The sequence below is a fragment of the Alistipes shahii WAL 8301 genome (assembly GCF_025145845.1).
GTDB lineage: Bacteria > Bacteroidota > Bacteroidia > Bacteroidales > Rikenellaceae > Alistipes > Alistipes shahii.
This window is the reverse complement of the sequence record NZ_CP102253.1, coordinates 1,010,224-1,033,668: the sequence shown is the minus strand read 5'-3', so window position 1 is coordinate 1,033,668 and position 23,445 is coordinate 1,010,224. Positions and strand designations below refer to the sequence as shown.

Annotated in this window: 20 protein-coding genes and 4 tRNA genes; 17 read left to right on the top strand and 7 right to left on the bottom strand. The window is 61.4% G+C overall.

All coding sequences use genetic code 11. From position 1 onward, the window contains the following. Nucleotides 1-4: 4 nt before the first annotated feature. Genes hisH through hisG form a run of 5 tightly spaced genes read right to left on the bottom strand, consistent with a single transcriptional unit; the run spans nt 5 to nt 4,915 of the window. Nucleotides 5-601, bottom strand: a complete 597-nt coding sequence (hisH, locus tag NQ492_RS04475; protein ID WP_015548081.1) for an imidazole glycerol phosphate synthase subunit HisH — start codon at nt 599-601, stop codon at nt 5-7. Next, on the bottom strand, nt 598-1,725 hold the full coding sequence (gene hisB / locus NQ492_RS04470; protein WP_149887856.1) for a bifunctional histidinol-phosphatase/imidazoleglycerol-phosphate dehydratase HisB: 1,128 nt from the start codon (nt 1,723-1,725) through the stop codon (nt 598-600). Before hisB ends, hisH begins: the two co-directional genes overlap by 4 nt. Further along, the gene (gene hisC, locus NQ492_RS04465; protein WP_044054616.1) at nt 1,722-2,756 is read right to left on the bottom strand and encodes a histidinol-phosphate transaminase; all 1,035 of its coding nucleotides are present in this window, start codon (nt 2,754-2,756) and stop codon (nt 1,722-1,724) included. The genes hisB and hisC overlap by 4 nt, the downstream gene beginning before the upstream one ends. After that, nucleotides 2,753-4,048, bottom strand: coding sequence for a histidinol dehydrogenase (gene hisD / locus NQ492_RS04460; protein ID WP_015548079.1), 1,296 nt, complete (start codon nt 4,046-4,048; stop codon nt 2,753-2,755). Before hisD ends, hisC begins: the two co-directional genes overlap by 4 nt. A gap of 15 nt (nt 4,049-4,063) precedes the next feature. Beyond that, a complete protein-coding gene (gene hisG / locus NQ492_RS04455; RefSeq protein WP_015548078.1) occupies nt 4,064-4,915 on the bottom strand; it encodes an ATP phosphoribosyltransferase in 852 nt (283 codons plus the stop codon). A 520-nt stretch (nt 4,916-5,435) separates the two neighbouring features. On the opposite strand from hisG, the gene NQ492_RS04450 reads away from it, so the two are divergent. The 10 genes from NQ492_RS04450 to NQ492_RS04405 all read left to right on the top strand — a co-directional run bounded on the left by NQ492_RS04450 (nt 5,436) and on the right by NQ492_RS04405 (nt 17,625). After that, nucleotides 5,436-5,990 (top strand): helix-turn-helix domain-containing protein, encoded by a 555-nt coding sequence (locus tag NQ492_RS04450; protein WP_022061378.1) that lies wholly within the window; start codon nt 5,436-5,438, stop codon nt 5,988-5,990. A 7-nt stretch (nt 5,991-5,997) separates the two neighbouring features. Beyond that, a complete protein-coding gene (locus NQ492_RS04445) occupies nt 5,998-7,656 on the top strand; it encodes an AMP-binding protein (RefSeq protein WP_015548077.1) in 1,659 nt (552 codons plus the stop codon). Between the two features lie 165 nt (nt 7,657-7,821). Beyond that, nucleotides 7,822-8,184 (top strand): RNA polymerase sigma factor, encoded by a 363-nt coding sequence (locus NQ492_RS04440; protein ID WP_149886052.1) that lies wholly within the window; start codon nt 7,822-7,824, stop codon nt 8,182-8,184. 4 nt (nt 8,185-8,188) lie between these two features. Beyond that, the gene (locus NQ492_RS04435) at nt 8,189-8,446 is read left to right on the top strand and encodes a sigma factor-like helix-turn-helix DNA-binding protein (protein WP_022061380.1); all 258 of its coding nucleotides are present in this window, start codon (nt 8,189-8,191) and stop codon (nt 8,444-8,446) included. Between the two features lie 91 nt (nt 8,447-8,537). Further along, a complete protein-coding gene (locus NQ492_RS04430; RefSeq protein WP_022061381.1) occupies nt 8,538-9,485 on the top strand; it encodes a FecR family protein in 948 nt (315 codons plus the stop codon). 42 nt (nt 9,486-9,527) lie between these two features. Further along, complete coding sequence (locus NQ492_RS04425) at nt 9,528-12,869, top strand: SusC/RagA family TonB-linked outer membrane protein (RefSeq protein ID WP_231839947.1); 3,342 nt, start codon at nt 9,528-9,530, stop codon at nt 12,867-12,869. Between the two features lie 21 nt (nt 12,870-12,890). Next, a complete protein-coding gene (locus NQ492_RS04420; protein WP_015548074.1) occupies nt 12,891-14,432 on the top strand; it encodes a RagB/SusD family nutrient uptake outer membrane protein in 1,542 nt (513 codons plus the stop codon). A 24-nt stretch (nt 14,433-14,456) separates the two neighbouring features. Further along, nucleotides 14,457-15,449 carry a DUF6528 family protein gene (locus tag NQ492_RS04415; RefSeq protein WP_015548073.1) on the top strand — a complete coding sequence of 331 codons (993 nt, stop codon included), beginning with the start codon at nt 14,457-14,459 and terminating at the stop codon, nt 15,447-15,449. A gap of 19 nt (nt 15,450-15,468) precedes the next feature. Then, a complete protein-coding gene (locus NQ492_RS04410; protein ID WP_015548072.1) occupies nt 15,469-16,764 on the top strand; it encodes an FISUMP domain-containing protein in 1,296 nt (431 codons plus the stop codon). 9 nt (nt 16,765-16,773) lie between these two features. Then, nucleotides 16,774-17,625: a sugar phosphate isomerase/epimerase family protein gene (locus NQ492_RS04405; RefSeq protein ID WP_015548071.1), complete on the top strand. Its 852-nt coding sequence runs from the start codon at nt 16,774-16,776 to the stop codon at nt 17,623-17,625. A 58-nt stretch (nt 17,626-17,683) separates the two neighbouring features. Here the strand turns inward: NQ492_RS04405 and NQ492_RS04400 are convergent. After that, a tRNA-Ile gene (locus NQ492_RS04400) sits at nt 17,684-17,757 on the bottom strand. Between the two features lie 168 nt (nt 17,758-17,925). On the opposite strand from NQ492_RS04400, the gene NQ492_RS04395 reads away from it, so the two are divergent. From NQ492_RS04395 to NQ492_RS04385, 3 genes are all read left to right on the top strand, one after another. Then, nucleotides 17,926-18,192: a type B 50S ribosomal protein L31 gene (locus tag NQ492_RS04395; RefSeq protein ID WP_015548070.1), complete on the top strand. Its 267-nt coding sequence runs from the start codon at nt 17,926-17,928 to the stop codon at nt 18,190-18,192. A 188-nt stretch (nt 18,193-18,380) separates the two neighbouring features. Continuing rightward, nucleotides 18,381-19,241, top strand: coding sequence for a Cbp1 family collagen-binding glycoprotein adhesin (locus NQ492_RS04390; RefSeq protein ID WP_044054899.1), 861 nt, complete (start codon nt 18,381-18,383; stop codon nt 19,239-19,241). A 150-nt stretch (nt 19,242-19,391) separates the two neighbouring features. Continuing rightward, nucleotides 19,392-20,306 carry a helix-turn-helix domain-containing protein gene (locus tag NQ492_RS04385; RefSeq protein WP_022061388.1) on the top strand — a complete coding sequence of 305 codons (915 nt, stop codon included), beginning with the start codon at nt 19,392-19,394 and terminating at the stop codon, nt 20,304-20,306. 176 nt (nt 20,307-20,482) lie between these two features. On the opposite strand, the gene NQ492_RS04380 is transcribed toward NQ492_RS04385, so the two are convergent. Continuing rightward, nucleotides 20,483-21,004 carry a GNAT family N-acetyltransferase gene (locus NQ492_RS04380; protein ID WP_015548067.1) on the bottom strand — a complete coding sequence of 174 codons (522 nt, stop codon included), beginning with the start codon at nt 21,002-21,004 and terminating at the stop codon, nt 20,483-20,485. Nucleotides 21,005-21,432: 428 nt separating this feature from the next. On the opposite strand from NQ492_RS04380, the gene NQ492_RS04375 reads away from it, so the two are divergent. The 4 genes from NQ492_RS04375 to tuf all read left to right on the top strand — a co-directional run bounded on the left by NQ492_RS04375 (nt 21,433) and on the right by tuf (nt 23,352). After that, nucleotides 21,433-21,506, top strand: a tRNA-Thr gene (locus NQ492_RS04375). 282 nt (nt 21,507-21,788) lie between these two features. Next, nucleotides 21,789-21,871 (top strand) — tRNA-Tyr (locus NQ492_RS04370). 87 nt (nt 21,872-21,958) lie between these two features. Then, nucleotides 21,959-22,034, top strand: a tRNA-Gly gene (locus tag NQ492_RS04365). A 130-nt stretch (nt 22,035-22,164) separates the two neighbouring features. Beyond that, nucleotides 22,165-23,352 (top strand): elongation factor Tu, encoded by a 1,188-nt coding sequence (gene tuf, locus NQ492_RS04360; protein ID WP_015548066.1) that lies wholly within the window; start codon nt 22,165-22,167, stop codon nt 23,350-23,352. Nucleotides 23,353-23,445 lie beyond the last annotated feature (93 nt).

The following is a 23,445-nucleotide window of genomic DNA, read 5'->3' as shown; positions in this document are numbered from 1 at the left end:
GGTGTCAGAGGTTTAGAAAATTGAGTAAAATCCGCGCGCCCGCCGCACCGCTTTTTTCGGGGTGGAACTGCGTGCCGAAGAAGTTGCCGCTCCCGAGCGCCGCGCTGAACGGGCGACCGTAGTCGGTCGTGGCGATGGTTGCGGCGCAGGGTTCGGCGGCGAAGGAGTGGACGTAATATACATAGGTTTCCCCGGCCGTTTCGTCGAACAGCGGCGAGCGGAGCGAGGTGATTGTGTCCCAGCCCACGTGGGGGACTTTGAGCCGCGCGCCGTCGGCCGCCGTGGCCGGAAGCCGCAGGACCTGCGTCGGGAAGATGCCCATGCAGCGGGCGTCGCCCTCCTCGCTCGAAAGGCACATCAGCTGCATGCCGATGCAGATGCCCAGGACGGGCTGCGTGAGCGAGGGGATCACCGTGTCGAGTCCCCGCTCGCGGAGCTGCGACATGGCCGACGAGGCCTCGCCGACTCCCGGGAGGATCACTTTGTCGGCCCCGCGCAGCAGGGCGGGATCGGCCGTGAGCGTGAATTCGGCCCCTGCGCGGCGAAGGGCGTCGGCAACCGACCGCAGGTTGCCCGTGGCGTAATCGACGACGGCTATCATAGGACTCCTTTGCTGCTGGGGACGGTGTAATCGAACGGGATGTGCGCCACGGCCATGCGCAGGGCGCGGGCGAAGGCCTTGAAGACGGCCTCGGCCTTGTGGTGGTCGTTGTCGCCGCGGGCCGAGATTTGGAGGTTGCACCGCGCGGCGCATGCGAACGAGTGGAAGAAGTGGCGGAACATTTCGGTCGGAACGTCGCCAACCCGCTCGCGGCGGAACGAGGCGTCCCACTCGAAGTCGATGCGGCCCCCGAAGTCGAGCAGCGTCAGCGCCCGGCAGTCGTCCATCGGCAGGGCGAAGCCGTAGCGGGCGATCCCGGCCTTCGCGCCCAGCGCGCGGTCGACGGCCTCGCCCAGCGTGATGGCCACGTCCTCCATCGTGTGGTGTTCGTCGATGTCCAGATCGCCCCGCGCGTCGACGGCCAGCGCGACGCCGCCGTGGTGGGCGATCTGCGCGAGCATGTGGTCCAGAAAGCGCAGGCCCGTGGAGATTTGGCCGTTGAAATCCCCGCGGCCGTCGAGGTCGAGGCGGACGGTGATCTGCGTCTCGCGGGTCTCGCGCCGGATTTCGGCCCGGCGTTCGCCGCGGCGGATGAATTCGGCGATTTCGCTCCACGAGTCGGTGATCAGCGCACAGGCGTCGGCGGCGCCGGCTTCCTCCAGCGTCCGCAGCCCTTCGGCGGGGGGAGCGAGCAGGATGCCCCGCGCCCCGAGGTTGCGGGCCAGCAGGATGTCGGTCGCGCGGTCGCCGATGACGTAGCTCGCCGCGAGGTCGTATTCGCCGCCCGTGTAGCGGCCGAACATCCCTGTCCGGGGTTTGCGCGTGGGGGCGGCGTCGGCCTCGAACGTGCGGTCGATCAGCTGGTCGTCGAACGCGACGCCCTCGCCGCCGAGCGTCGCGAGCATTTTGTTATGCGCCGGCCAAAAGGTATCCTCGGGGAAGGACGGGGTGCCGAGCCCGTCCTGGTTGGTGGCCAGCACGAGGTCGAACCCGAGGCCCGTGAGCGCCTTCAGGGCGGAGATGGCTCCGGGTACGAACGCGAGTTTTTCGAGGCTGTCGATCTGTTCGTCGGCGGGTTCGGCGATGATCGTGCCGTCGCGGTCGATGAAGAGGGCTTTTTTCATAATCGGAAGTTTTTGACGGTTTCTATCATCCGGGCGTTCTCCGCGGGGGTTCCGACGGTGATGCGCAGGCATCCTTCGCAGCCCGGGATGCGCGAGCGGTTGCGGACGATGACCCCGGCCGAGATCAGCGCGTCGTACATGCGGTCGGGATCGGGGGTGCGGACCAGGATGAAATTGGCATCCGAAGGGTAGACCCGCTCGATGGCGGGGCAGGCCGCGAGCTGCGGCGCGAGCCGGTCGCGCTCGGCGCGGATTTCGGCCACCTGCGGGGAGATGTCTTCGGTGAGCCGTTCGGCGACGGCCTGCTGTGCGAGGCTGTTGATGTTGTAGGGATATTTCACGCGTGCGAAAAGTCCGGCGACGGCTTCCGATGCGAATGCCAGCCCGAGGCGAAGCCCTGCCATGCCCCACGCCTTCGAGAGGGTTTGCAGGACGATGAGGTTCCCGAATTCGCCGAGGCGCGCGAGGAATCCCGGCCCGGCGGCGAAGTCGATGTAGGCTTCGTCGAGGACGACCATGCCGTCGAATTCGCGGAGCAGCCGTTCGATGCCGGCCGCCGGGAAGGCGTTGCCCGTGGGGTTGTTCGGGGAGCAGAGCCACAGCAGACGGGTGCGCTCGTCGGCGGCCGCCAGCAGGGCGTCGGCCGGAAGCGAGAAGTCCGCGCCGAGCGGGACCTCGCGCATCTCGACGTCGTTGATGTCGGCGGCGACGCGGTACATGCCGTAGGTCGGGGCGATCGAAACGGCGTTGTCGACGCCCGGACGGCAGAAGATGCGGTAGCAGAGGTCGATGGCCTCGTCGCTGCCGTTGCCGATGAAGACCTGCTCTTCGCGCACGCCTTTCAGCGCGGCGATCTTCTGTTTGAGAAGCTTCTGATGCGGGTCGGGGTAGCGGTTGACACCGTTGTCGTAGGGGTTTTCGTTGGCGTCGAGCCACGTCGTGATCTCTCCGCCGGAAAACTCGTCGCGGGCCGTGGAGTAGGGTTTCAACGCCCGGATGTTGGGGCGCACCAGTTCTTCGAGCGGTTTCACAGCACACCTCCTTTCATGCGGACGCGCACGGCGGCGGCGTGCGCCCCGAGACCCTCGGCCTCGGCCATGGCGATGACGGTCGGGGAGAGGGTCGCAAGCCCCTTGCGCGAGAGTTCCTGATAGGTGATCTTGCGCAGGAACGAGTCGGTGTTCACGCCGCTGTAAGCCCGCGCCCAGCCGCCCGTGGGCAGCGTGTGGTTGGTTCCCGAGGCGTAATCCCCGGCGCTTTCGGGCGACCAGGGGCCGATGAAGACGCTTCCGGCGGCGGTGATCTGCGCCGCGACGTCCCAGGCGTCGCGCATCGAGATGATCAGGTGCTCGGGGGCGTAGGCGTTGGCGAAGCCGATCATCTTTTCGCGGCTGTCGAGGACCACGATGCGGCTCTGGCGCAGCGCCTCGCGGATGGTCTCGCCGCGGCGCAGCTGGAGCAGCTGTTCGCCGACGGCCCGCTGGGTGTCGCGGGCGAACTCCACCGACGGGCAGACCAGCACCGCCTGGCTGTCGCCTCCGTGTTCGGCCTGCGACAGCAGGTCGGCGGCGGCGAAGGCGGGCGACGCTTCGTCGTCGGCCAGCACCAGCACCTCCGAGGGCCCGGCGGGCAGGTCGACGGCCACGTCGTTGGCGCCGACCAGTTGCTTGGCCTTGGTGACATAGCGGTTGCCGGGACCGAAAATCTTGTCGACGCGCGGGATGCTCTCCGTGCCGTAGGCCATGGCCGCCACGGCCTGCGCCCCGCCGACGGAGAAGATGCGGTCGACGCCGCACAGATCGGCGGCATAGAGGATTTCGGGGGCTATCGTGCCGTCGGGGCGCGCGGGGGTGCAGAGGATGACCTCCCCGCAGCCGGCGACGCGGGCCGGGACGGCCAGCATCAGCACCGTGGAGAAGAGCGGCGCCTTGCCGCCCGGGATGTAAAGGCCCACGCGGCGGATCGGCACGGCGCGCTGCACGCACCGGACGCCCGGCATCGTCTCGATGTCGACCTCGGGCGGCAGCTGGGCGCGGTGGAAGGTCTCGATGTTCGCTTTCGCGGCGGCGAGGGCCTCTTTCAGCGCGGCGGGGATGAGCGCGGCGGCTGCGGCGCGCACGTCGGCCGGAATTTCGAACGTCCGGGGATCGCGCCCCTCGACGCGGCGGGTGACTTCGCGCAGCGAGCGGTCGCCGCCGGATTTTACGTCGGCGAGGATTTCGGTCACCTGTCGCGTGATCTCCTCCTCTTCCCGGGTGAAGCGCTCGGTGAGGGCGGCCCACTCGGCGCGTTCGGGATTGTTGTGGATTTTCAGAATTTCCATGACGGTTCCGGATTTTTAGCGGATCATGTTTTCGAGTGCCAGGATCAGGATGCCTTCGGCCCCGATCTCCTTGAGCCGTTCGATGCGCTCCCACAACTGGTCCTGGGAGATGACGGCGTGGATCGAGCACCACCCCTCCTGCGCCAGCGGCAGCACCGTCGGGCTGCGCATGCCGGGGAGTATCCGGATGGCGTCGCCGAGCCGCTCCTTGGGGAGGTTCATCAGCACGTATTTCATGCCGCGGCTGTCGAGGATCGAGTTGAGGCGGAAGGTCAGCTGCTCCGTTTCGCGGCGCTTGTCGCTGTCAAGCCCCGGGCAGGCGATGAGCACCGCCTCGGAAAAGAGGACCTTCTCGACCTCGACCAGCCCGTTGGAGATGAGCGTGCCGCCCGAGGAGACGATGTCGAAGATGCCGTCGGCCATGCCAACCGCCGGGGCGATCTCCACGGAGCCTTCGATGGTGTGGATCTCGGCCTCGATCCCCTTCTCGGCGAAGTAGCGGGCGAGGATGTTGGGGTAGGAGGTGGCGACGCGCCGGCCGCGGAAGAACGCGAGGCCTTCGTAGGCGGTCGTTTTGGGTACGGCCAGCGAGAGGCGGCAGCCTCCGAACCCGAGGTCCATGATCTGCTCGACGGGGAAACCCTTCTCGGCGACCTCGTTCAGCCCCACAATGCCCAGGTCGGCGACCCCCATCGAGACGGCCTGCGGGATGTCGTCGTCGCGCAGGTAGAGGACTTCCAGCGGAAACCCTTCCGCGCGGGAGATGAGTTTGCGCTTGCTCTCGGCAACGCGGATGCCTGCTTCGGAAAGCAGGTCGATGCTCTGTTCGTTCAGTCGGCCCTTGGCCTGGATGGCTATTCGTAACATATTCGGTGTGTGTTTGATTGTTTGCTTCTTTCGGACACCCACCTGCGGTTCGGCACGCAAAAAAGCCCACCCGCAGGGGGTGAGCTTCATGTATTCTATAATAACCTCTTACATATACATAATCGACCTACCCCTCGGTAAAGTGGTGATGGTGATGATGTATATGGTTGAAAATCGTCATTCGTCCGGTTGTCGGAGGCAAATATAGGGTTTCTGCGGGAAAAAACAAAATCCGGCCCGGATTTTTTTGCATCCGGCGGAAAAACGGCGGTCGGGGAGGATGGCCGCCGCTCTCGTTTGGCGAAACGCTCCGCCGCCGGATTGATTACAGCCGCCGCAGGCGCGCGGAAGGGAAACGGAGCGCGAAGTTGCGGTTTTTAAGAGTTTTTAGTATATTTACGGCCTGCATCCAGTGAAAACGGCCCGTGCGGTGCGCAGGGGCCGTACGGGCGGCCTTCCGGATTGTAACCTGTTCGTCCGGAACCCGCAGCGCGGACCTTTCATTTAAAACGAAAAGACAATGTGTGACCCTATTCAGTCGATTGCGACCCGTTTGCGCGGGCTGCGCGAAGCGCTTGAACTGACCCAGGAGGAGGTGGCTGCGAGCTGCAACCTTCCGGTCGGACAGTACAGGGAGATGGAGAGCGGCACGGCCGATTTTTCGGTGAACGTGCTGCAAACCATATCCCGCCATTACGGGATCAGCCTCGATGTGCTGATGTTCGGCGAGGAGCCGAAGATGAACGCCTATTTCATCACCCGCGCCGGAAAGGGCGTGTCGGTCGAACGGCAGAAGGCCTACAAGTACGAGGCGTTGGCGGCGGGATTCCGCGACCGGAAGATCGACCCCTTCATCGTGACGGTCGAGCCGGCTGCGGACGACGCCCCGATGCACCTGAACTGCCACCCCGGGCAGGAGATGAACTACGTGCTGGAGGGCCGCCTGCTGATCGGGCTGAACGGCAAGGAGATCGTGCTGAACACGGGCGACAGCCTCTATTTCGATTCGGGCCTGCCGCACGGGATGAAAGCCCTCGACGGCAAAACGGTGCGGTTTCTGGCCATAATAATGTAACGGCAGCATGGTAGAGCGATTTTTATCCCAGACCTCCTTCGTCTCGCAGGAGGATTACCGGAAGAACCTGCACATACGGGTTCCGGAGAATTTCAATTTCGGCTACGACGTGGTGGACGCATACGCCGCCGAGCAGCCCGGCAAGGAGGCGCTGCTGTGGACCGACGACCAGGGCGCCGAAATCCGGTTCACCTTTGCCGACATCAAGCGCGAAAGCGACCGCACGGCCTCGTATTTCCAGAGCCTCGGCATCGGAAAGGGCGATGTGGTGATGCTGATCCTCAAGCGCCGCTACGAGTTCTGGTTCTCGATTCTGGCGCTGCACAAGCTGGGCGCGGTGGTGATCCCGGCGACCCACCTGCTGACCAAAAAGGATGTTGTCTACCGCTGCAATACGGCCGGGATCAAGGCCATCGTCGCGGCGGGCGAGCGGGTGATCACCGACCACATCGCGGCGGCCATGCCCGAAAGCCCCACCACCGAACTGCTCGTCAGCGTGGGTCCCGAGGTCCCCGAAGGGTTTCTCGATTTCCACGCCGGCATCGAAAAGGCGGCTCCTTTCGTGCGCCCGGAGCGGGTGAACGCCAACGACGACGTGATGATGATGTATTTCACCTCGGGGACGACCGGCGAGCCGAAGATGGTGGCCCACGACTTCACCTATCCGCTGGGGCATATCACCACGGGGCTGCTGTGGCACAACCTCCACGAAGGCAGCCTGCACCTGACGATCGCCGACACGGGGTGGGCCAAGGCCGCGTGGGGCAAACTCTACGGGCAGTGGCTGGCCGGGGCCTGCCTGTTCGTCTACGACCATGAGAAGTTCACGCCCGCGGACATGCTGCGCAAGATCGAGCAGTACCGCATCACGTCGCTGTGCGCGCCTCCGACGGTCTACCGCTTCCTGATTCGCGAGGATCTCACCAAATACGACCTCTCGTCGCTGGAGTACTGCACCACGGCGGGCGAGGCGCTGAACGGAGCCGTGTACGACACCTTCCTGCGTCTGACGGGCATCCGCCTGATGGAGGGCTTCGGGCAGACCGAGACGACGCTGACGCTGGCCACGTTCCCGTGGATGAAGTCCAAACCCGGGAGCATGGGCGTGCCCAATCCCCAGTACCGGATCGACCTGGTGACCCCCGACGGCCGTTCGGCCGAGGACGGCGAGCAGGGGCAGATCGTGATCCGCACCGACGGGGGCAAGCCCCTCGGTCTGTTCAAGGGTTACTACCTGAACGATGAGCTGACCCGCGAGGCGTGGCACGACGGGGTGTATTATACGGGCGACGTGGCGTGGCGCGACGAGGACGGCTACTACTGGTTCGTGGGGCGTGCCGACGACGTGATCAAGAGTTCGGGCTACCGCATCGGTCCGTTCGAGGTGGAGAGCGCCCTGATGACCCACCCGGCGGTGGTGGAGTGCGCCATTACGGGCGTTCCCGACGAGATCCGCGGCCAGGTCGTCAAGGCGACGATCGTGCTCGCCGAGGCCTACCGCGGGCAGGCCGGGGAGGCGCTCGTCAGGGAGTTGCAGGACCATGTGAAGCGCATCACGGCTCCTTATAAATACCCGCGCGTGATCGAGTTCGTGGAGTCGCTGCCCAAGACCATCAGCGGCAAGATTCGCCGCAAGGAGATCCGCAGCGGCGACGAAGGGAAATAATCCGGCCGCAGGCCGGCGGGGAGAGGGACCGTGCGGAGGGCGCGGTCCCTCTCTCTCTTTGCGGCTGCCGCTTCGGGGCCGTCGCGGGATTTTAACGGAACCGTATATTGCGGTTCTGAAAAAGTTTCCTAATTTTGTCTTGTGAAAGCCTGAACATGCCCGGATGTGGAGAAGAAAAAAGAACTTGAGAATTTGCTTGTTTCCGTAAGCGAGAACGACGATTACGCTTTCCGGGTTTTCTATGATCTCTATTACCGGAGCGTTTTCCGGTTCGCCTACTATTTTCTGCGCAACAGGGAGGCCTGCGGCGAGGTCGTGAGCAACGTCTTCGTCGCCGTCTGGAAGTCCCGCGTCGCGCTGCGGAGGATCGAAAACATCGACGCCTACCTCTACGTCGTCGCGCGCAACGAGGCGAACCGGTATCTGAAGGAGTCCCGTACGCGCCGCCGCTGCCTCTCGTTCGAGGAGATTCCCATCTCGCTGATCGACCGAAATTCCCCCCCCCCACAGCGAAGACGCTCCCGATAGCCGGTTGATAGAGGCCGAAGTCGAGGAGCTGGTGCGCCGTCTCATAAACGATTTGCCCGAACGCTGCCGCACGGTGTTTCTGCTCAACCGGCAGGAGGGGCTGTCGTCGCGCGAGATCGCCGAGGCGCTGTCGCTCTCCGAGAGCACGGTGCGGGTCCAGATCAAGATCGCCGTCGACAGGATCGTGGCCGGCATACGCACGCATTATCCCGACCTGAAGCTGGTTTCCCTGCTGCTGTTCCTCTTCACGGCGCGTTTCTGACGCCTGCCGGAATGAAAAAAAGCCGCGGTTCCCTTAAACGGAACCGCGGCTTTCGCACTCTATATGTGTATACGACCAAAAAGGAGAAATCATGCAATATCAGCATACGAAGAGGGAGCCGGAGATGGCGGAACTGATCGAAGGTTCGGAGCGCGACCGCCGCAGGCTGGCGGAGCTGCTGGACGGCATCCGGGTGGGACCCGGAGTCGACGCCATGGCCGACGGAATGCGGGAGGCGGTGTGGGCCGACGTGCGCTCGCGCATCCGCCGCCGGGGAATCCGGATGCGGATCGTCCGCTACGCCGCGGCTGCGGCCGTGATGGCGGGCGTCGTCTGCGGCAGCTGGTTCATGGGCGGACGCCGGACCGAAAGCCGTCTGGTCGCCGCGGCGCAGCCGGTGAGCGTCTCGACGCCTCTGGGCGTGAAGTCCGACGTGGTGCTGCCCGACGGTTCGCGGGTGCGGCTCAACGGCGGCACGCGCATCGTCTATCCCGCGCTGTTCGGCGACGAACGCCGCGTGGAGGTCGACGGCGAGGCCTATTTCGAGGTCGAGCACGACGCCCGCAGGCCCTTCGTCGTCGTCACGGGACAGGTCGTCTCGACGGTGCTCGGAACGACTTTCAATGTGCACGCCTATTCCGAGGACGAGAATTACCAGATCACGCTGGCGACGGGCAGCTTGCTGGTGGACGGCGGTCCCGAGTCGCGGAGCGTGCGGCTGCGTCCCGGCGAGCAGGGATTCTTCGAGAGGACCTCCGGACTGCTGTCGCTGCGCAGGGTGAACGTCGAGCAGGTGCTCTCGTGGCAGGAGGACAGGCTCTACTTCCGGGCCGAACCCCTGGCGTCGATCGCCCGGAGCCTCGAAAGGCAGTTCAACGTCGACATCACGATCCCCGACGAACGGCTGCGCAGGATCTGTTTCACGGGTGAGTTCGTCGACGGCGAGAACATCCACGAAATCATGCGGATCATCTCGGCCGACAGCCGTATCCTCTGCCGCAGCCGCAAGAACCATTTCGAGCTTTACAGAAACCGATAGAGATTCACGATTTTTTTCACTACAACCTAAATTTCAATCCTTATGAGTAACAATTCTACCAGCAGAAGGTCCTTCCGGGACCTTTTCGGCCAGCGGATGCTGTGCAGACTGAGCGGATTGCTGACCCTGTGTTGGTTCACGGTGGCGGCCCAGGCTCTTTACGCGCAGAATCCCGTGATTTCGTTGACGCTGAAGAACGCCACCGTGCGCGAGGTGATCGAAGCGGTCAAGACGCAGAGCGGCTACTCGTTCTGGTATCGGGAGAGCGAGATCGACCTCCGGAAGCGCGTTTCGGTCGAGGCGCACGATCAGAACGTCCTGAAACTGCTCGACGGCGTGCTCGCCGACCAGGGAATTCTGGCCAAACTCGAAGGCCGCCACATCGTGCTTTACAAATCCGACCCGGCAGGCCGGGGCCGGGAATACCAGCTGAAGGGCCGCGTCGAGACCGAGGCCGGCGATCCGATCGTGGGGGCGAACGTGCTGGTCGAGGGCACGACGAACGGCATGGTGACCAATTCGAAGGGCGAATTCGCCCTGAACGTGACTGCGGGCGCGCGGCTCAGCGTGTCGTTCATCGGTTACGACGCGGCGCAGGTCGAAGTGGGCAACCGGACGCATCTGACCGTGGTGCTGAAGGAGAATAACCAGCTCCTCGACGACGTGGTGGTGATCGGATACGGCGTGCAGAAGAAGGTCAACCTGACCGGCTCGGTCGCCGTGCGCCAGATGTCGGAGATCGAGAACCAGCCCATGACGCACGCCTCGCAGGCGCTCTATTCGATGCCCGGCGTCTACATCAACCAGGCTTCGTCGAAGCCCGGCAGCGACGGCGCGACGATCCGCATACGCGGCGTCGGCACGATGAGCAGTTCCAGCCCCATGGTGCTGGTCGACGGCATGGAGTATTCGCTCAACGAGCTGAATCCCGGCGACATCGAGACGATCTCGGTGCTGAAGGACGCTTCGGCCTCGATCTACGGTTCCAAGGCCGCCAACGGCGTCATCCTCATCACCACGAAGCAGGCCAAGAAGGGCGCACCGGTGGTGAAGTTGAGCGCCAACTTCGGCATTCAGTCGGCGACCTACGTGCCCGACGTGGTGACCGACCCGATTCAGTATATGAACATGCGCAACCAGGCCGAACTGAACGAAGGCAAGCTGACGGTGACCTACAACCGCGACGACATCCTCGAATACGAGGAGGGCATGAAGCACGACAAGTACATCTATCCCGCCTCCGATTGGTACGACCTCTGCTACCAGAACGGTTTTCTCCAGCAGTACAACGCCCGCGTTTCGGGCGGCACGGACAAGATCTCCTACTCGCTGGGCGGCGGTTACATGAACCAGCGCGGCATCATGGTCGCCAACGACGACGCGGAACGCTTCTCGTGGGACATGAAGATCAACGCGCAGGTGACCAAGCGCCTGAAGGTGGGCATCAGCCTGCTGGGCAACCTGCGCTACAACACCGACCCGATCTACGGCGTATCGACGACGGTCAACGTCATCAACCGCGCCCTGCCGATCTTCGGCACGCAGCTGCCCGACGGCAAGTGGCTCTCGACGTGGCTCTCGACCCCCGGGCGCAACAACCCCGAGAATCCGCTCATGGAGCTGCACGAGGGCAACACCAAACGTCAGCTTCACCGCATTCTGGGGCGCATCAACATCGGCTACGACCTGCCGTGGGGCATCAAGTACAACGCCAACCTGGGCTACGTGAAGGTCGACCACTATTCGAAGGACTTCAAGCACGCGATGTACACCTACAATCCCAAAACTCTTGAGCGGAAGAACTTCAGCGCCTACGTTTCGGCCAAGGACTGGGACAACAACGCGATCAACTACACCTTCTACAACACCCTTTCGTGGGGCAAGAGCTTCGGCGGCAACCACAACTTCAACGTGATGGTCGGCACGGAGTACAAGCGTTACGACGGCAAGAACTTCCAGGCCAAAAAACGCGACTACTTCAACAACCAGCTCACCGCCCTGTCGGTCGGCTCCACGATGGAGGATATTTCGGGCGGATCGTCGCTCGAACTGCTCTTCTCCTACTTCGGGCGAATCACCTACGACTACAAGGAGAAATACCTGATCGACGTGACGGCGCGTTACGACGGTTCGTCGAAATTCGCCAAGGGCAACCGATGGGCCTTCTTCCCCGCCGTGTCGGTCGGATGGCGCATCGACAAGGAGAATTTCATGCAGAACGTCCGGGCGGTCGACGTGCTCAAGCTCCGCGGCTCGGTCGGCGAGATGGGCAACCAGGCCATCGGCAACTACGAGTACCTGATGGCCGTGCTGGCGAACAAGAGCTACAATTACAGCTTCGGCGACGTGCTGTCGGGCGGCGCGGCGATCAAGGATTTCGTCGACGAGAACATCTCGTGGGAGACCACCCGCACCTACAACCTCGGACTGGATTTCGAGGCCTTCGACCACCGCCTGCTGTTCAGCGTCGACCTCTATAAGAAACGCACCGAAGGCATCCTGCGCGACGTGAAGATTCCGGCGCAGATCGGCAACCTGAACGGCCCGAAGCAGAACATCGGCGTGGTGGCCAACGACGGCGTCGAGCTGAACCTCCAGTGGCGGAGCGCGGTCAAGAATTTCCATTACAGCCTCGGCGGCAATTTCTGCTACAACAAGAACATCGTCGTCGACCTCGACGGGCAGGAGTACATCAAGACCTTCAACATCATCCGCGAGGGCGAACCCATCGACGCGTGGTATCTCTACCAGGCCGACGGCTTCTACAACAGTTACGAGGAGATCGCCAATTCGGTGACCGTCGGCAGCGGCGTGAAGCCCGGGTACATCCGCTACAAGAATCTCAACAACGACGACAAGATCGACAACGACGACCGCGCCGTCTGCGGCAACCTCACGCCGAGCATCACCTACGCCTTCAACTTCTCGCTGGGATGGAAGGGACTCGAACTTTCGGCGCAGTTCCAGGGCGTCGCCGACGTGAAGACCTATCTTTCGGGCAACCTCGCAGCCCCGTTCTGGAACGGAGCGGGCGTGCTGAAGGAGTGGGCGACCGACGCGTGGACCCCCGAGAACCACAACTCCCGCCTGCCGATCCTCCACACCGCCACGGGCGCGCCCGAGATGCACGACTACAAGAACACGCAGTGGCTCTACGATGCGTCGTACCTGCGCTGCAAGCAGCTGCAACTCTCGTACACCCTCCCCAAGAGGTGGATTTCGAAGCTCGGAATGAGCCAGTGCCAGATCTTCGTCAACGGCGAGAACCTCTTCACGATCTCCCCGCTGAAGATGTTCGACCCCGAGATCGACCTTTCGTCGACCAACCTGATGCAGTATCCTTCGCTGCGGACGATCAACTTCGGCTTCAACATTACTTTTTAATCGCTTCAAATACGGAAAAACATGAAAAAAACAGTAATCGGATTGATGCTTTGCGGTGCGGCGGCGCTGGCCTCCTGTAACCTCGACACCATTCCCACCGACAAATATACGGTCGAGACGTTCTGGGAAACCGAAGAAGGAACCGAGGCCGCCATGACCGGCTGTTACAACATACTGACCAACAGCGCGCTGTTCGGAGACTCGGCGCCGCTGCTCGAAGAGACCTGCACGCCCAACGCCTATAATTACAACAACGCGGGCGGATACAATGTCATCGCCCAGGGGACCCACACGGCCAACAGCTCGGGCATCATCGCCAACCGCTGGAAAAAGTGCTACGAGGGCATCGGACGCTGCAACACCCATCTCAACCGCCTGCCTGCCGCCGTCGTGGCCGACGACCGCAGGGTGCAGATGGAGGGCGAGGCCAAGTTCCTCCGCGCGCTCTATTACTACATGCTGGTGACCTATTACAACGGCGTGCCGCTGATCCTCGAAGAGCCTGTCTATGCGCACGGTTCGCTGCCCCGCGCCTCGCGCGAGGAGGTGGTGCGGGCGATTCTCGACGATCTGAACGACATCATCGACCGCGAACTGCTCGACTGGCAGTGGACCAAAGCCGCCGACCAGGGGCGCGCCACGCGCGGCGCGGCGATGGCCCTCAAGGCCCGTCTGCTGCTTTTCGAGGCCAGCAAGCTGGTCAACCCCTCGAACGACGCCGCGAAATGGCAGGCTGCGGCCGATGCGGCCAAAGCCGTGATCGAGAAGGAGGCCCAGGCGGGCTACGACCTGTTCGGCGACTACCGGAAACTCTTCCTGCCGGCGAACGAGCACAGCTGCGAGTGCGTCTTCAACATCGAATTCTCGAAGACCAAGAACACGGCCGTCAATTCGTTCAACGTTTACAGCGTCCAGTACCGCAACAACGCACCGCTGCTCGATCTGGTGATGGACTACCGGACGACGACCGACGGTGCGGCCACGATGGGCAAGTACGACAACCTCGACCCGCGTTTCGCGGCGACGAATTTCTATCCCGGGAGCACGTTCCTCGGCAAGGCCAACTGCCCGGCCGGGGAGGTGTGCCAGTTCACGGGCTTCGCACACCGGAAACTCACGATCTACGACGCGCAGAAGCGCGATTCGGACGACAGCAACGGCGAGACCAACTACATGTTCATCCGCTACGCCGACGTGCTGCTGATGTTCGCCGAGGCGCAGAACGAGGTCGACGCCACGCCCTCCGATGCCGTTTACGACGCCGTGAACCGCGTGCGCGGCCGCGTCGGCATGCCCACCTATGCCTACGGTTCGAAGAGCCAGTCCGAAATGCGCGAGATCATCCGCCACGAGCGCCGCGTCGAATTCGCCGGCGAGGGGCTTTATTATAACGACATCCGCCGCTGGATGACCGCCGAGCTGGTGATGAACGCCGTGATTCAGGACTATGCGGGCACGGACATCGCCGTCCGGGCGTTCGACCCCGACCGCGACTACTGGTGGCCCGTTCCGGCGGACCAGATCCTGCTGAACAAGAAACTCGAACAGAATCCCAATTATTAATCCGACAACCGCTAACTGGCAATTATGAAAAAATATCTGTGGATACTGGCTGCCGCATTCCTCCTTCAGGCTTGCAGCAAAGACGAGGAGGAGGGACCTTACGTTCCCTGGCGGCCGGGCGACGACAAGGAGGAGACGATCGACCTGGACAAGGCCACGAAGGTGATGATTCTGACCGAGCAGGCCAAGAACCGGATCGTGATGATCGACCAGCCGACGGGAAAGGTCGCCTGGGAGTGGACGGCCGCCGACAGCGGGCTTTCGGCTGCGGAACAGGCGTGGTTCGATCTGCCCGACGAGGCCAAACCGGTCTACAACCGTACGTGCGTGCTCGTCACGGCTTCGGGCGGCGGCGTGGCGCTGATCCGCATTGCGGACAAGAAGGCGATGTTCTACGCCAAGCCGGGCGGAAACCCCCACTCGGCCGAGGTGCTGCCCGACGGGAATGTCGTCGTGGCGTCGAGCACGGGCAACCTGTTGAGCGTCTACGTATACAATGGCGCCGACAGCTACGTTTCCAGACCCGCCTTCACCATGCCGGTCCATTCGGCCCACAACGTGGTCTGGGACCGGAAGCGCGGCTGCCTCTGGACGGCGACGGGCGCCCAGCTGCTCAAGCTCGCCTACAACGGGAAGCGTACGGCTCCGGAACTGACGCAGGTGCGCTCTTACGATATGGCGGCGGGGAATACCGATGCCCACGACCTGGCGCCCGTCTGCGGGGAGGATGCGATGTATGTATCGACGAATCAGCATGTCTACAAGTTCGACTGTGCGGCGGAGAAGTTCCTCGACGTGGAGATCTTCCAGCAGAACACCATCAAGAGCATTTCGACGGGGCCGGAGGGGTATTCCACGATCGTCATGCGCCCCACGTCGGGCGGGAGCAACTGGTGGTCGGCCGAGGTGTGCGACATGAAGGGCAACCGGCTGTTCAACCGCGCGGGCTACCAGATTTACAAGGCCCGCTGGTATGTGGAGAATCCGTTCGGGTATCCCGAGGTTCACACTTTGTAAAACTTAAAATGCAAAAACGATGAAAAACATCCGAAAATACATGATGGCCGCGGCATGCATGACCGCCGCTGCGGCGCTGGTCGCCTGCACCGAGGCCGTGAAACGCGACACCGAGGAGGAGATCCAGGAGATGACCGTTCCCAAGAAACCCGGGCCGATCACGAAGGTGCCGGCAACGCTCACCTGCAACGGCGGCGAAGAGTTCACCTTCTCGGTTTCGAAGGTTCAGTGGGCCGAGACCTACGAATGGACGATCGCCGAGCAGGAGAAGTCGAAAATCTCGATCATCGACGGTCAGGGAACCAACGTCATCACCGTCAGGGTGGTCAACGACGACGTGGTGATTCCCGCCCAGTCGGTGTCGGTGGTGGCCAAAAACGAACTGGGCGCGAGCAAGGTGCGCGAGTATTTCGCGGCGATCACCGTGTCGGTCCCCATCGAGCTGCCGGGCTATACGATCAAGAAGTACGGCAAACGCTGGTGGATGACCGAGAACTGCCACGAAGCGGGCGAGGACGGCAACCTGGGCGTTGCGCCCGACCTGACGGCTTTCTCGGTTGCGGGGTTGGAGGCGTCGCATTTGCAGCGGTTGAACGACGCAAAGGGCCGTTACTACACCTGGTATGAGGCGATGACCGGCATATCGGGCTGTACGGCGGAGCAGTGTCCCTATGTGCAGAATTACGAAGGGGTGGACGACGTGGGCAACGCCTTCAAACTCGACGGTACGGAGGAGGGCGAGTTCGGCGTCCAGATACGCGGCTGCTGTCCCGAAGGCTGGCACGTGGCCAACGCCAACGACTGGTGGGACATGCTGATGGCTATCAAAAGCGAGTATGCCATTCCCGACGATTTCGCGCAGGGCGGATACACCTTCTCCGGCGGCCACGACGGGAAACCCGAGAATGCCATTACGAAGGCCGGATTCTACAAGTCGGGCTGCACGGTCAAGAATACGGGCAACGTCGGCGCATGGCTGCGCGGCGGCAACGGCCGTATCGTTGACGGCGGTATTTGGAATCAGGCGAATATGACGCTCACGGACGCCGGGGAACCCCTCCTGCAATTCGTCGACGGGGCCGAAAGCATCGGTTTCGGCTGGTATCCGCTGGGCTATCAGAAGGCCGACGGCAGTTTCAACAGCGGCGCGCTGGGCAAATGGGGCTACGTGTGGTTCATCGGGCAGACCAACGCCTCGACGGCCCGTTCGCTGGTCATCAGCGGTACGAGTCTGAACCTTCAGACCAAGACCAATCAGGAGGCGGCCAAGGATATTTATCTGAACGTCCGCTGCGTGAAAAACTACACCAAATAACCGGAAGCGATGAAAAAAAGAATTCTGTTTACGGCAGCGGCGCTGGTGTGCGCCGCCAACCTGACGGCCCAGTGTCTCGGCGTCGGAAGCTCGACCAGCAGCATGAGCCCCGAGGAGATGGCCGCCGCCGCGAAGGCCGGCGTGGAGTATGTCGAAATCGGCATCAGCGGCCGCGGGACCGTGGCTGAAATCCGCGAGAAGGCGCTGCACGCCAAACGCATGGCCGACGAGGCCGGTCTGAAGGTCTGGTCGTGCCACCTCCCGTTCTCCCGCAAGCTGGACATCTCGGTGCTGAACGACAGCGCCCGCATGGCCAACCTCGAATTCCTGACCGAAATGATCGCGATCTGCGGCGAAGTGGGACCGGAGAAACTGGTGCTGCATCCCAGTTCCGAACCGATTGCGGACGGGGAGCGCGAGCAGCGTATCCGGAACAGCATCGCTTCGATCGGCATATTGCGCAGGGAGGCGGCGCGGATCGGCGCGCAGCTGTGCATCGAGGATCTGCCCCGCACGTGCCTCGGGCGGAACTCGGCCGAGCTGCTGCGCATCATCGCCCCTTATCCCGAGGTGAAAATCTGTTTCGACACGAACCACCTGCTTTCGGAGGACCTGCTGCACTTCGTCGAGGCGTGCGGCGACCGGATTGCGACCGTCCATGTCTCGGATTACGACATGGTCGATGAACGTCACTGGCTTCCGGGCAAGGGCAAGATCGACTGGCCCGCGCTGTACGGGGCGCTGATGAAGGCCGGTTACAAGGGCGTCTTCATGTACGAGCTGAAACGCGGCGAGGGATCGTTCGGCGAAATGGTCGCCATCTACGAAAAGCTGGCCTCCGACGCGGCGAAGCTGGAATAACGCCGCTCCCGAAGAGTGCGAAAAAAGAGGTTACGGCAATTCGTAACCTCTTTTTCTGTGGGCCCAGAGGGGCATGATCCCACGACCTTCGGATTATGAGTCCGCTGCTCTGACCAACTGAGCTATGGGCCCGGTCCTGCGCCCCGGGGCGCTTTCGTGGCGCAAAGATAGAAAAAGTATTCAGATTGCGCAACCCCGAGGTGCTCCGGGTGCGAAAAAATTTGCACGCGGGCTTGTTTGTTGCGAATTAATTCGTACCTTTGTCGCGCTTAAGCATTAATTAAAAACAAAAACAACGAAATGAAAAAGGGTATTCATCCGGAGAATTATCGTTTGGTGGCGTTCAAGGACATGTCCAACGACGTCGTGTTTTTGTGTCGGTCCGCCGTTTCGACAAAAGAGACCATCGAAGTGAACGGCGAAACCTATCCCGTGTATAAGATGGAAATTTCCAACACCTCGCACCCGTTCTACACCGGTAAGATGAAGTTGGTTGACACCGCTGGTCGCGTCGATAAGTTTATGAGCCGTTACGCAAAACGCTACGATAAGAAGAATGCGAAGTAAAACTGCTTGCGCATTTACGAAATAACGGGCTGCAACCGAGGGTTGCGGCCCGTTGTTTTTCATTCCCCGCAGGGAATTTCCGGCCTTTGTGAAAAAATCCGTACAAGATTTTATTTTTATGCATATATTTGCGCCTGAAGGCAAACAAGACCGTAAACCCTTAAAGAGTCGGAGCCATGAAAAACAAGATGAAGCATATAGCAACCGCCGCGGCGCTGGGCGTCGTTGCACTCCTTGCCTCCTGCGTGAGCAGGCAGGTTGCCGTCGAGGCCGAGAGCCGGAGCGATTCGCTGGAGTTGGTCGTCAGCGCGAAGGACTCGCTGATCAATGCCGTGTTCGCGGACATCAACGCCATCTCGGAGAACCTCGCGCTGATCAAGTCGCGCGAGAACCTGATCACCGTGGCCGGGGAGTCGGAGGGAGGCCGCCGTCCCGTCGAGGAGATCGACAACGACATCAAGGCCATCGACCGGCTGCTGCGGGAGAACCGCGCGAAGATCGAGTCGCTGCAACGTTCGGCGGCCCAGCTGCGCAAGGCCAATCTGCGTATCGACGGTCTGGAGAAGATGATCGCCGACATGAACAGGCAGCTGGCGGAGAAGAAGGCCGAGGTGGAGCAGCTGCGCGAGAGCCTCGTCCGGATGGGCGACGAGGTGAAGAGCCTGACCGAGGAGGTGGCCGTCCGCAGCGCCGAGGTCGAGAACCTGAGCGGCGAGAAGGTCGAGTTGCAGAACCAGCTCAACACGGTCTATTACATCGTGGGGGCCGAGAAGGAGTTGCGCGACGCGCAGATCATCAACAAGCAGGGATTCATCGGACGGACGCTGACCGTCGGACGGAACAGTAATTTCGACAGCTTCACGATGGCCGATTCGCGCCTGCTGTCGGAGGTCCTCGTCGGACAGAAGAAGGCGACGCTCGTCACTTCGCATCCCGAGGGGTCGTACGAACTGGTGACCGACGCGAACAAGGTCGTCGAGAAACTGATCATCACTGATCCCGTGCGGTTCTGGGAGTCTTCGAAAATTCTGATCATTAGTTGCAAATAGGCGGTTCTTCCGTCGTTACAACGCTTTTCAGGGTCCCTGCCGGTCGCGGCGGGGACTTTTTTTGACATCACGGGAGCTGATTTGTTTGCTTTTCCTGATTTTTTTTGTATTTTTGTTCGTAAAATCACGTCACACAGATCAAATAAGTTTATGGATTATCAACCCCAACCGCAGTTTGAGGAGTCGGCATTGAAGGAGAGTTGTTCTGCGGATTGTAGTAGTTGTCCTACGTTCCCGGCGCCGTTCCGCCGCATCGGCGATTCGACCTATTGTCGGTTTTCACAGCTTACGTTTGCAGCCGGAGAAGGGGTGACGTTCCCCGCAGACCGCATGGTGCGCATCCTTTTCGTGATGTCGGGATCGTTGAGGCTGGAACACGGAAACGACACGGTGCGTCTGGTTACGTCGAAACAGTGCGTGTGTCTCGCCCGCAGCGAACGCTTCGTGGTGACGGCTCAGGACGACGAGACGCATGTGGTCGTGCTGTCGCTCATCCATCGGATCGAATTCTGCGAGCAGGACATTTTCGACAAGGTGATGCCCTACGACTCGGTCGTTCCGACCGAATCGGTCCCCATGCTTTCGATGCATCCGGCGATAGAACGCCTTTTGAGCACATTCTTTACGATCCGCCAGATGTTCAACTGCGTCCGCTACCACCGGATGAAGGCCACCGAGCTTTTTATGATGATCAAGGTGCTCTACACGCCGACCGAACATGCCTACTTCTTTCAGTCGATGATTCAGCCGCAGGACAATTTCCGCGTCTTCGTCTGCAACAATTACGACAAGGCACAGGGCGTCGCCGAGCTGGCTTCGCTGGCGGGCATGAGCCTCTCGGTCTTCAAACGCCGCTTCGCCGAGCATTTCAACGACAGCGTTTACCACTGGATGATGCGCCAGAAGGCGCTGAAGGTCTTCACCGACATCCGCGACGGCGAGGACAGCACCAAGGCGCTGATGAACAAGTACGGGTTCCGTCACTACACGCAGTTCAGTCGTTTCTGCAAGAATTACCTTCAGGCGACGCCCGCGCAGCTGATCAACTCGATCAAGAAGAAATAGGGCCGCCGGCCGCCACGGATGAAAAGGATGAAAAGGAGGCCTCTCCGCAGGTCTCCTTTTTTCGATGCGACGCCGGATGAACCGCGCACGGCGTCATCGGGCCGGTCGCGGCGTAGGGCATCGGGCCGGATCGGACCGGATTTACGGGTGACGCCGGGGCGGATGCCATCTGGTTTTCAGCGTTCCAGCACGTAGACGTTCAGGTCGATCCACTCTCCGTCGGAGAGCTGTTCGCCCTGTAGCTCGACATGGCTGCGGAGGAAGCCGAGACGCTGCGGAATGCGGTTGCTCGGGAGGTTGCCCGTGCCGCAGCGGATCTCGACACGCCGCATGCCCATCTCCCCGAACGCAAGGTCGCAGAGCGTCCGCACGGCGGCCGCCATGATTCCCTTGCCCTGCTGCTCCTCGCGCAGCCAGTAGCCGATCTCGACGCTGCGCCTGGCGGCGTCGGCCGATTTGAAGCCGATCAGTCCCGCAAAGGCGTTGCCGCTGCGGAGCGTGAAGACCGGATTGGCCGTGTCGGCAAGCATTCCGGCCACCACCTGCCGGGTCTGCTCGATCCGGTGCGTGTCGGCCACGAACGGGAGCCAGCGGCCCAGGTAGCGGCGTTGGGTGTCGATCGAGGCGAAGATGTCCGGCGCGTCCTCCGTGCGGAGCCGCCGGAGCGCGTAAGGGCCGAAGAGGGGGATGGTTTCCATAGTGCGTGAATTCGTAGCGGTAAAGATACGAAAAAGCGGGACGGTTTCAAAGCCGGATGGCGCTCGATTCGGCAAAACGCGCCGAACGATAAAGGCGGCAGGCCCTTGGCGCCGAAGATCGGGAAAAAGCGCGCATTCGGGTTTGCATATAAAAATAGGTGTCGAAGGCCCGGGATCCTGCCGCCCGGGAGCTGCCGGGACGCCGTCCGGGTGGCGGGGTGACATAGTTGGCCCGGGGAGGTAATATTTTTTGCGGTAGCTGTTGCGTTATCCAAAACTTTTCCTATCTTTGCACCCGATTTCGCCCCTGAAGTCAGGACGATCGGGCGCGGTTCTTTGAGAAGAGTGAAAAAGTAGAAAATTTATTCCGAATAATTTGCGCGATAAATTTTTTATGCCTACTTTTGCAATCCAAAACGGTGAATACTGCCGATGTAGCTCAGTTGGCCAGAGCAGCTGATTTGTAATCAGCTGGTCGGGGGTTCGAATCCCTCCATCGGCTCGGAAAGCCGACGCGAGGGAAGCGAAATGAAGTTACAAAACCGCGTTAGCGGCACAGATGAAAAAGATTGGCGGCACAGGCTTGCCTGACGCAGACAAGGTTTTTCAGATGTGAGGTTTCGAAGAAACTTTTGTAACGGAAGCAGCGACCGGGCGCCGGTAGAACGAAAGCCTCCCCAAAGCGGGATCGGCGAAGTGGAACGAGGCGCAGCCGAGTGAAACGAGCCAATTCCTCCGGGAAAGACGAGCGAAGCGAATTCCTCACGGGAGAGGAGCAAAACAAGGGAAGTTACCAGAGTGGCCAAATGGGGCAGACTGTAAATCTGCTGGCGTACGCCTTCGGTGGTTCGAATCCATCACTTCCCACAAAAAAGAGTGCCGGTTGGAGTTGCAGGCCCGGCGCCGTCGAGAGACGGTGTGAGGGAGGGGATAACTCTGATACGGTCTGTTTTTGCGGAAGTAGCTCAGTTGATAGAGCATCAGCCTTCCAAGCTGAGGGTCGCGAGTTTGAGCCTCGTCTTCCGCTCCAATGCGCAGCAGCGTGTGATACGAACGCCTCCGTTCAGCGATGATGGGGAGTTTGTGTCGCTCGCTTGTTCTGCGAAATGAATTTTAAAACTTTGGGACAATTTTTAACAATACTTTAAATACTTAATACTATGGCAAAAGAAAAATTCGACCGGTCGAAACCGCACGTAAACATCGGTACCATCGGTCACGTTGACCACGGTAAGACCACCCTTACCGCTGCTATCACGACTGTTTTGGCAAAGAACGGTCTGTCGGAACTCCGTTCGTTCGACTCGATCGACAACGCTCCCGAGGAGAAAGAGCGTGGTATCACGATCAACACCTCGCACGTTGAGTACCAGACGGCCAACCGCCACTACGCTCACGTAGACTGCCCGGGCCACGCCGACTATGTGAAGAACATGGTTACCGGTGCCGCTCAGATGGACGGCGCCATTCTGGTCGTTGCCGCTACGGACGGTCCGATGCCCCAGACCAACGAGCACGTGCTGCTCGCCCGTCAGGTGAACGTACCGCGCATCGTCGTTTTCCTGAACAAGTGCGACATGGTGGACGATCCCGAAATGCTCGACCTGGTCGAGATGGAGGTTCGCGACCTGCTTTCCAAGTATGAGTACGATGGCGACAACGCTCCCATCATCCGCGGTTCCGCACTCGGCGGCCTGAACGGCGAGCCGAAGTGGGAGGAGAAGATCATGGAGCTGATGGCTGCCGTTGACGAATATATCCCCGTTCCTCCGCGTGAGAACGAGAAGCCGTTCCTGATGCCTGTCGAGGACGTGTTCTCGATCACCGGCCGCGGTACCGTCGTAACGGGCCGTATCGAAACCGGTGTCATCCACGTAGGCGATCCCGTCGAGATCGTAGGTCTTGAGGAGAAGACCCTCACGTCGACCTGCACGGGCGTCGAGATGTTCCGCAAGCTGCTCGACGAGGGCGAGGCCGGCGACAACGTAGGTCTGCTGCTCCGCGGTATCGACAAGAAGGAGGTTAAGCGCGGTATGGTAGTCGCCAAGCCGGGTTCGATCACTCCGCACACCGAGTTCGAGGCCGAGGTCTACATCTTGAAGAAAGAGGAGGGTGGCCGTCACACGCCGTTCCACAACAACTATCGTCCCCAGTTCTACCTGCGTACGATGGACGTAACGGGTGAGGTTCACCTGCCCGCAGGCGTCGACATGGTTATGCCGGGCGACCACGTGACCATCACCGTGAAGCTGATCTACCCCGTAGCTATCAACGAAGGTCTGCGTTTCGCAATCCGCGAGGGTGGCCGTACGGTAGGTGCAGGTCAGATCCTGAAGATCGTGAAGTAGTTCAGGCGCGAGAGCCATCGGAAGGTTGCTTGCGAATGGCCGAGCGACGCCGACTACTGTCGCCTGCGGTTTTCGGGCGACGAAATAATAGAC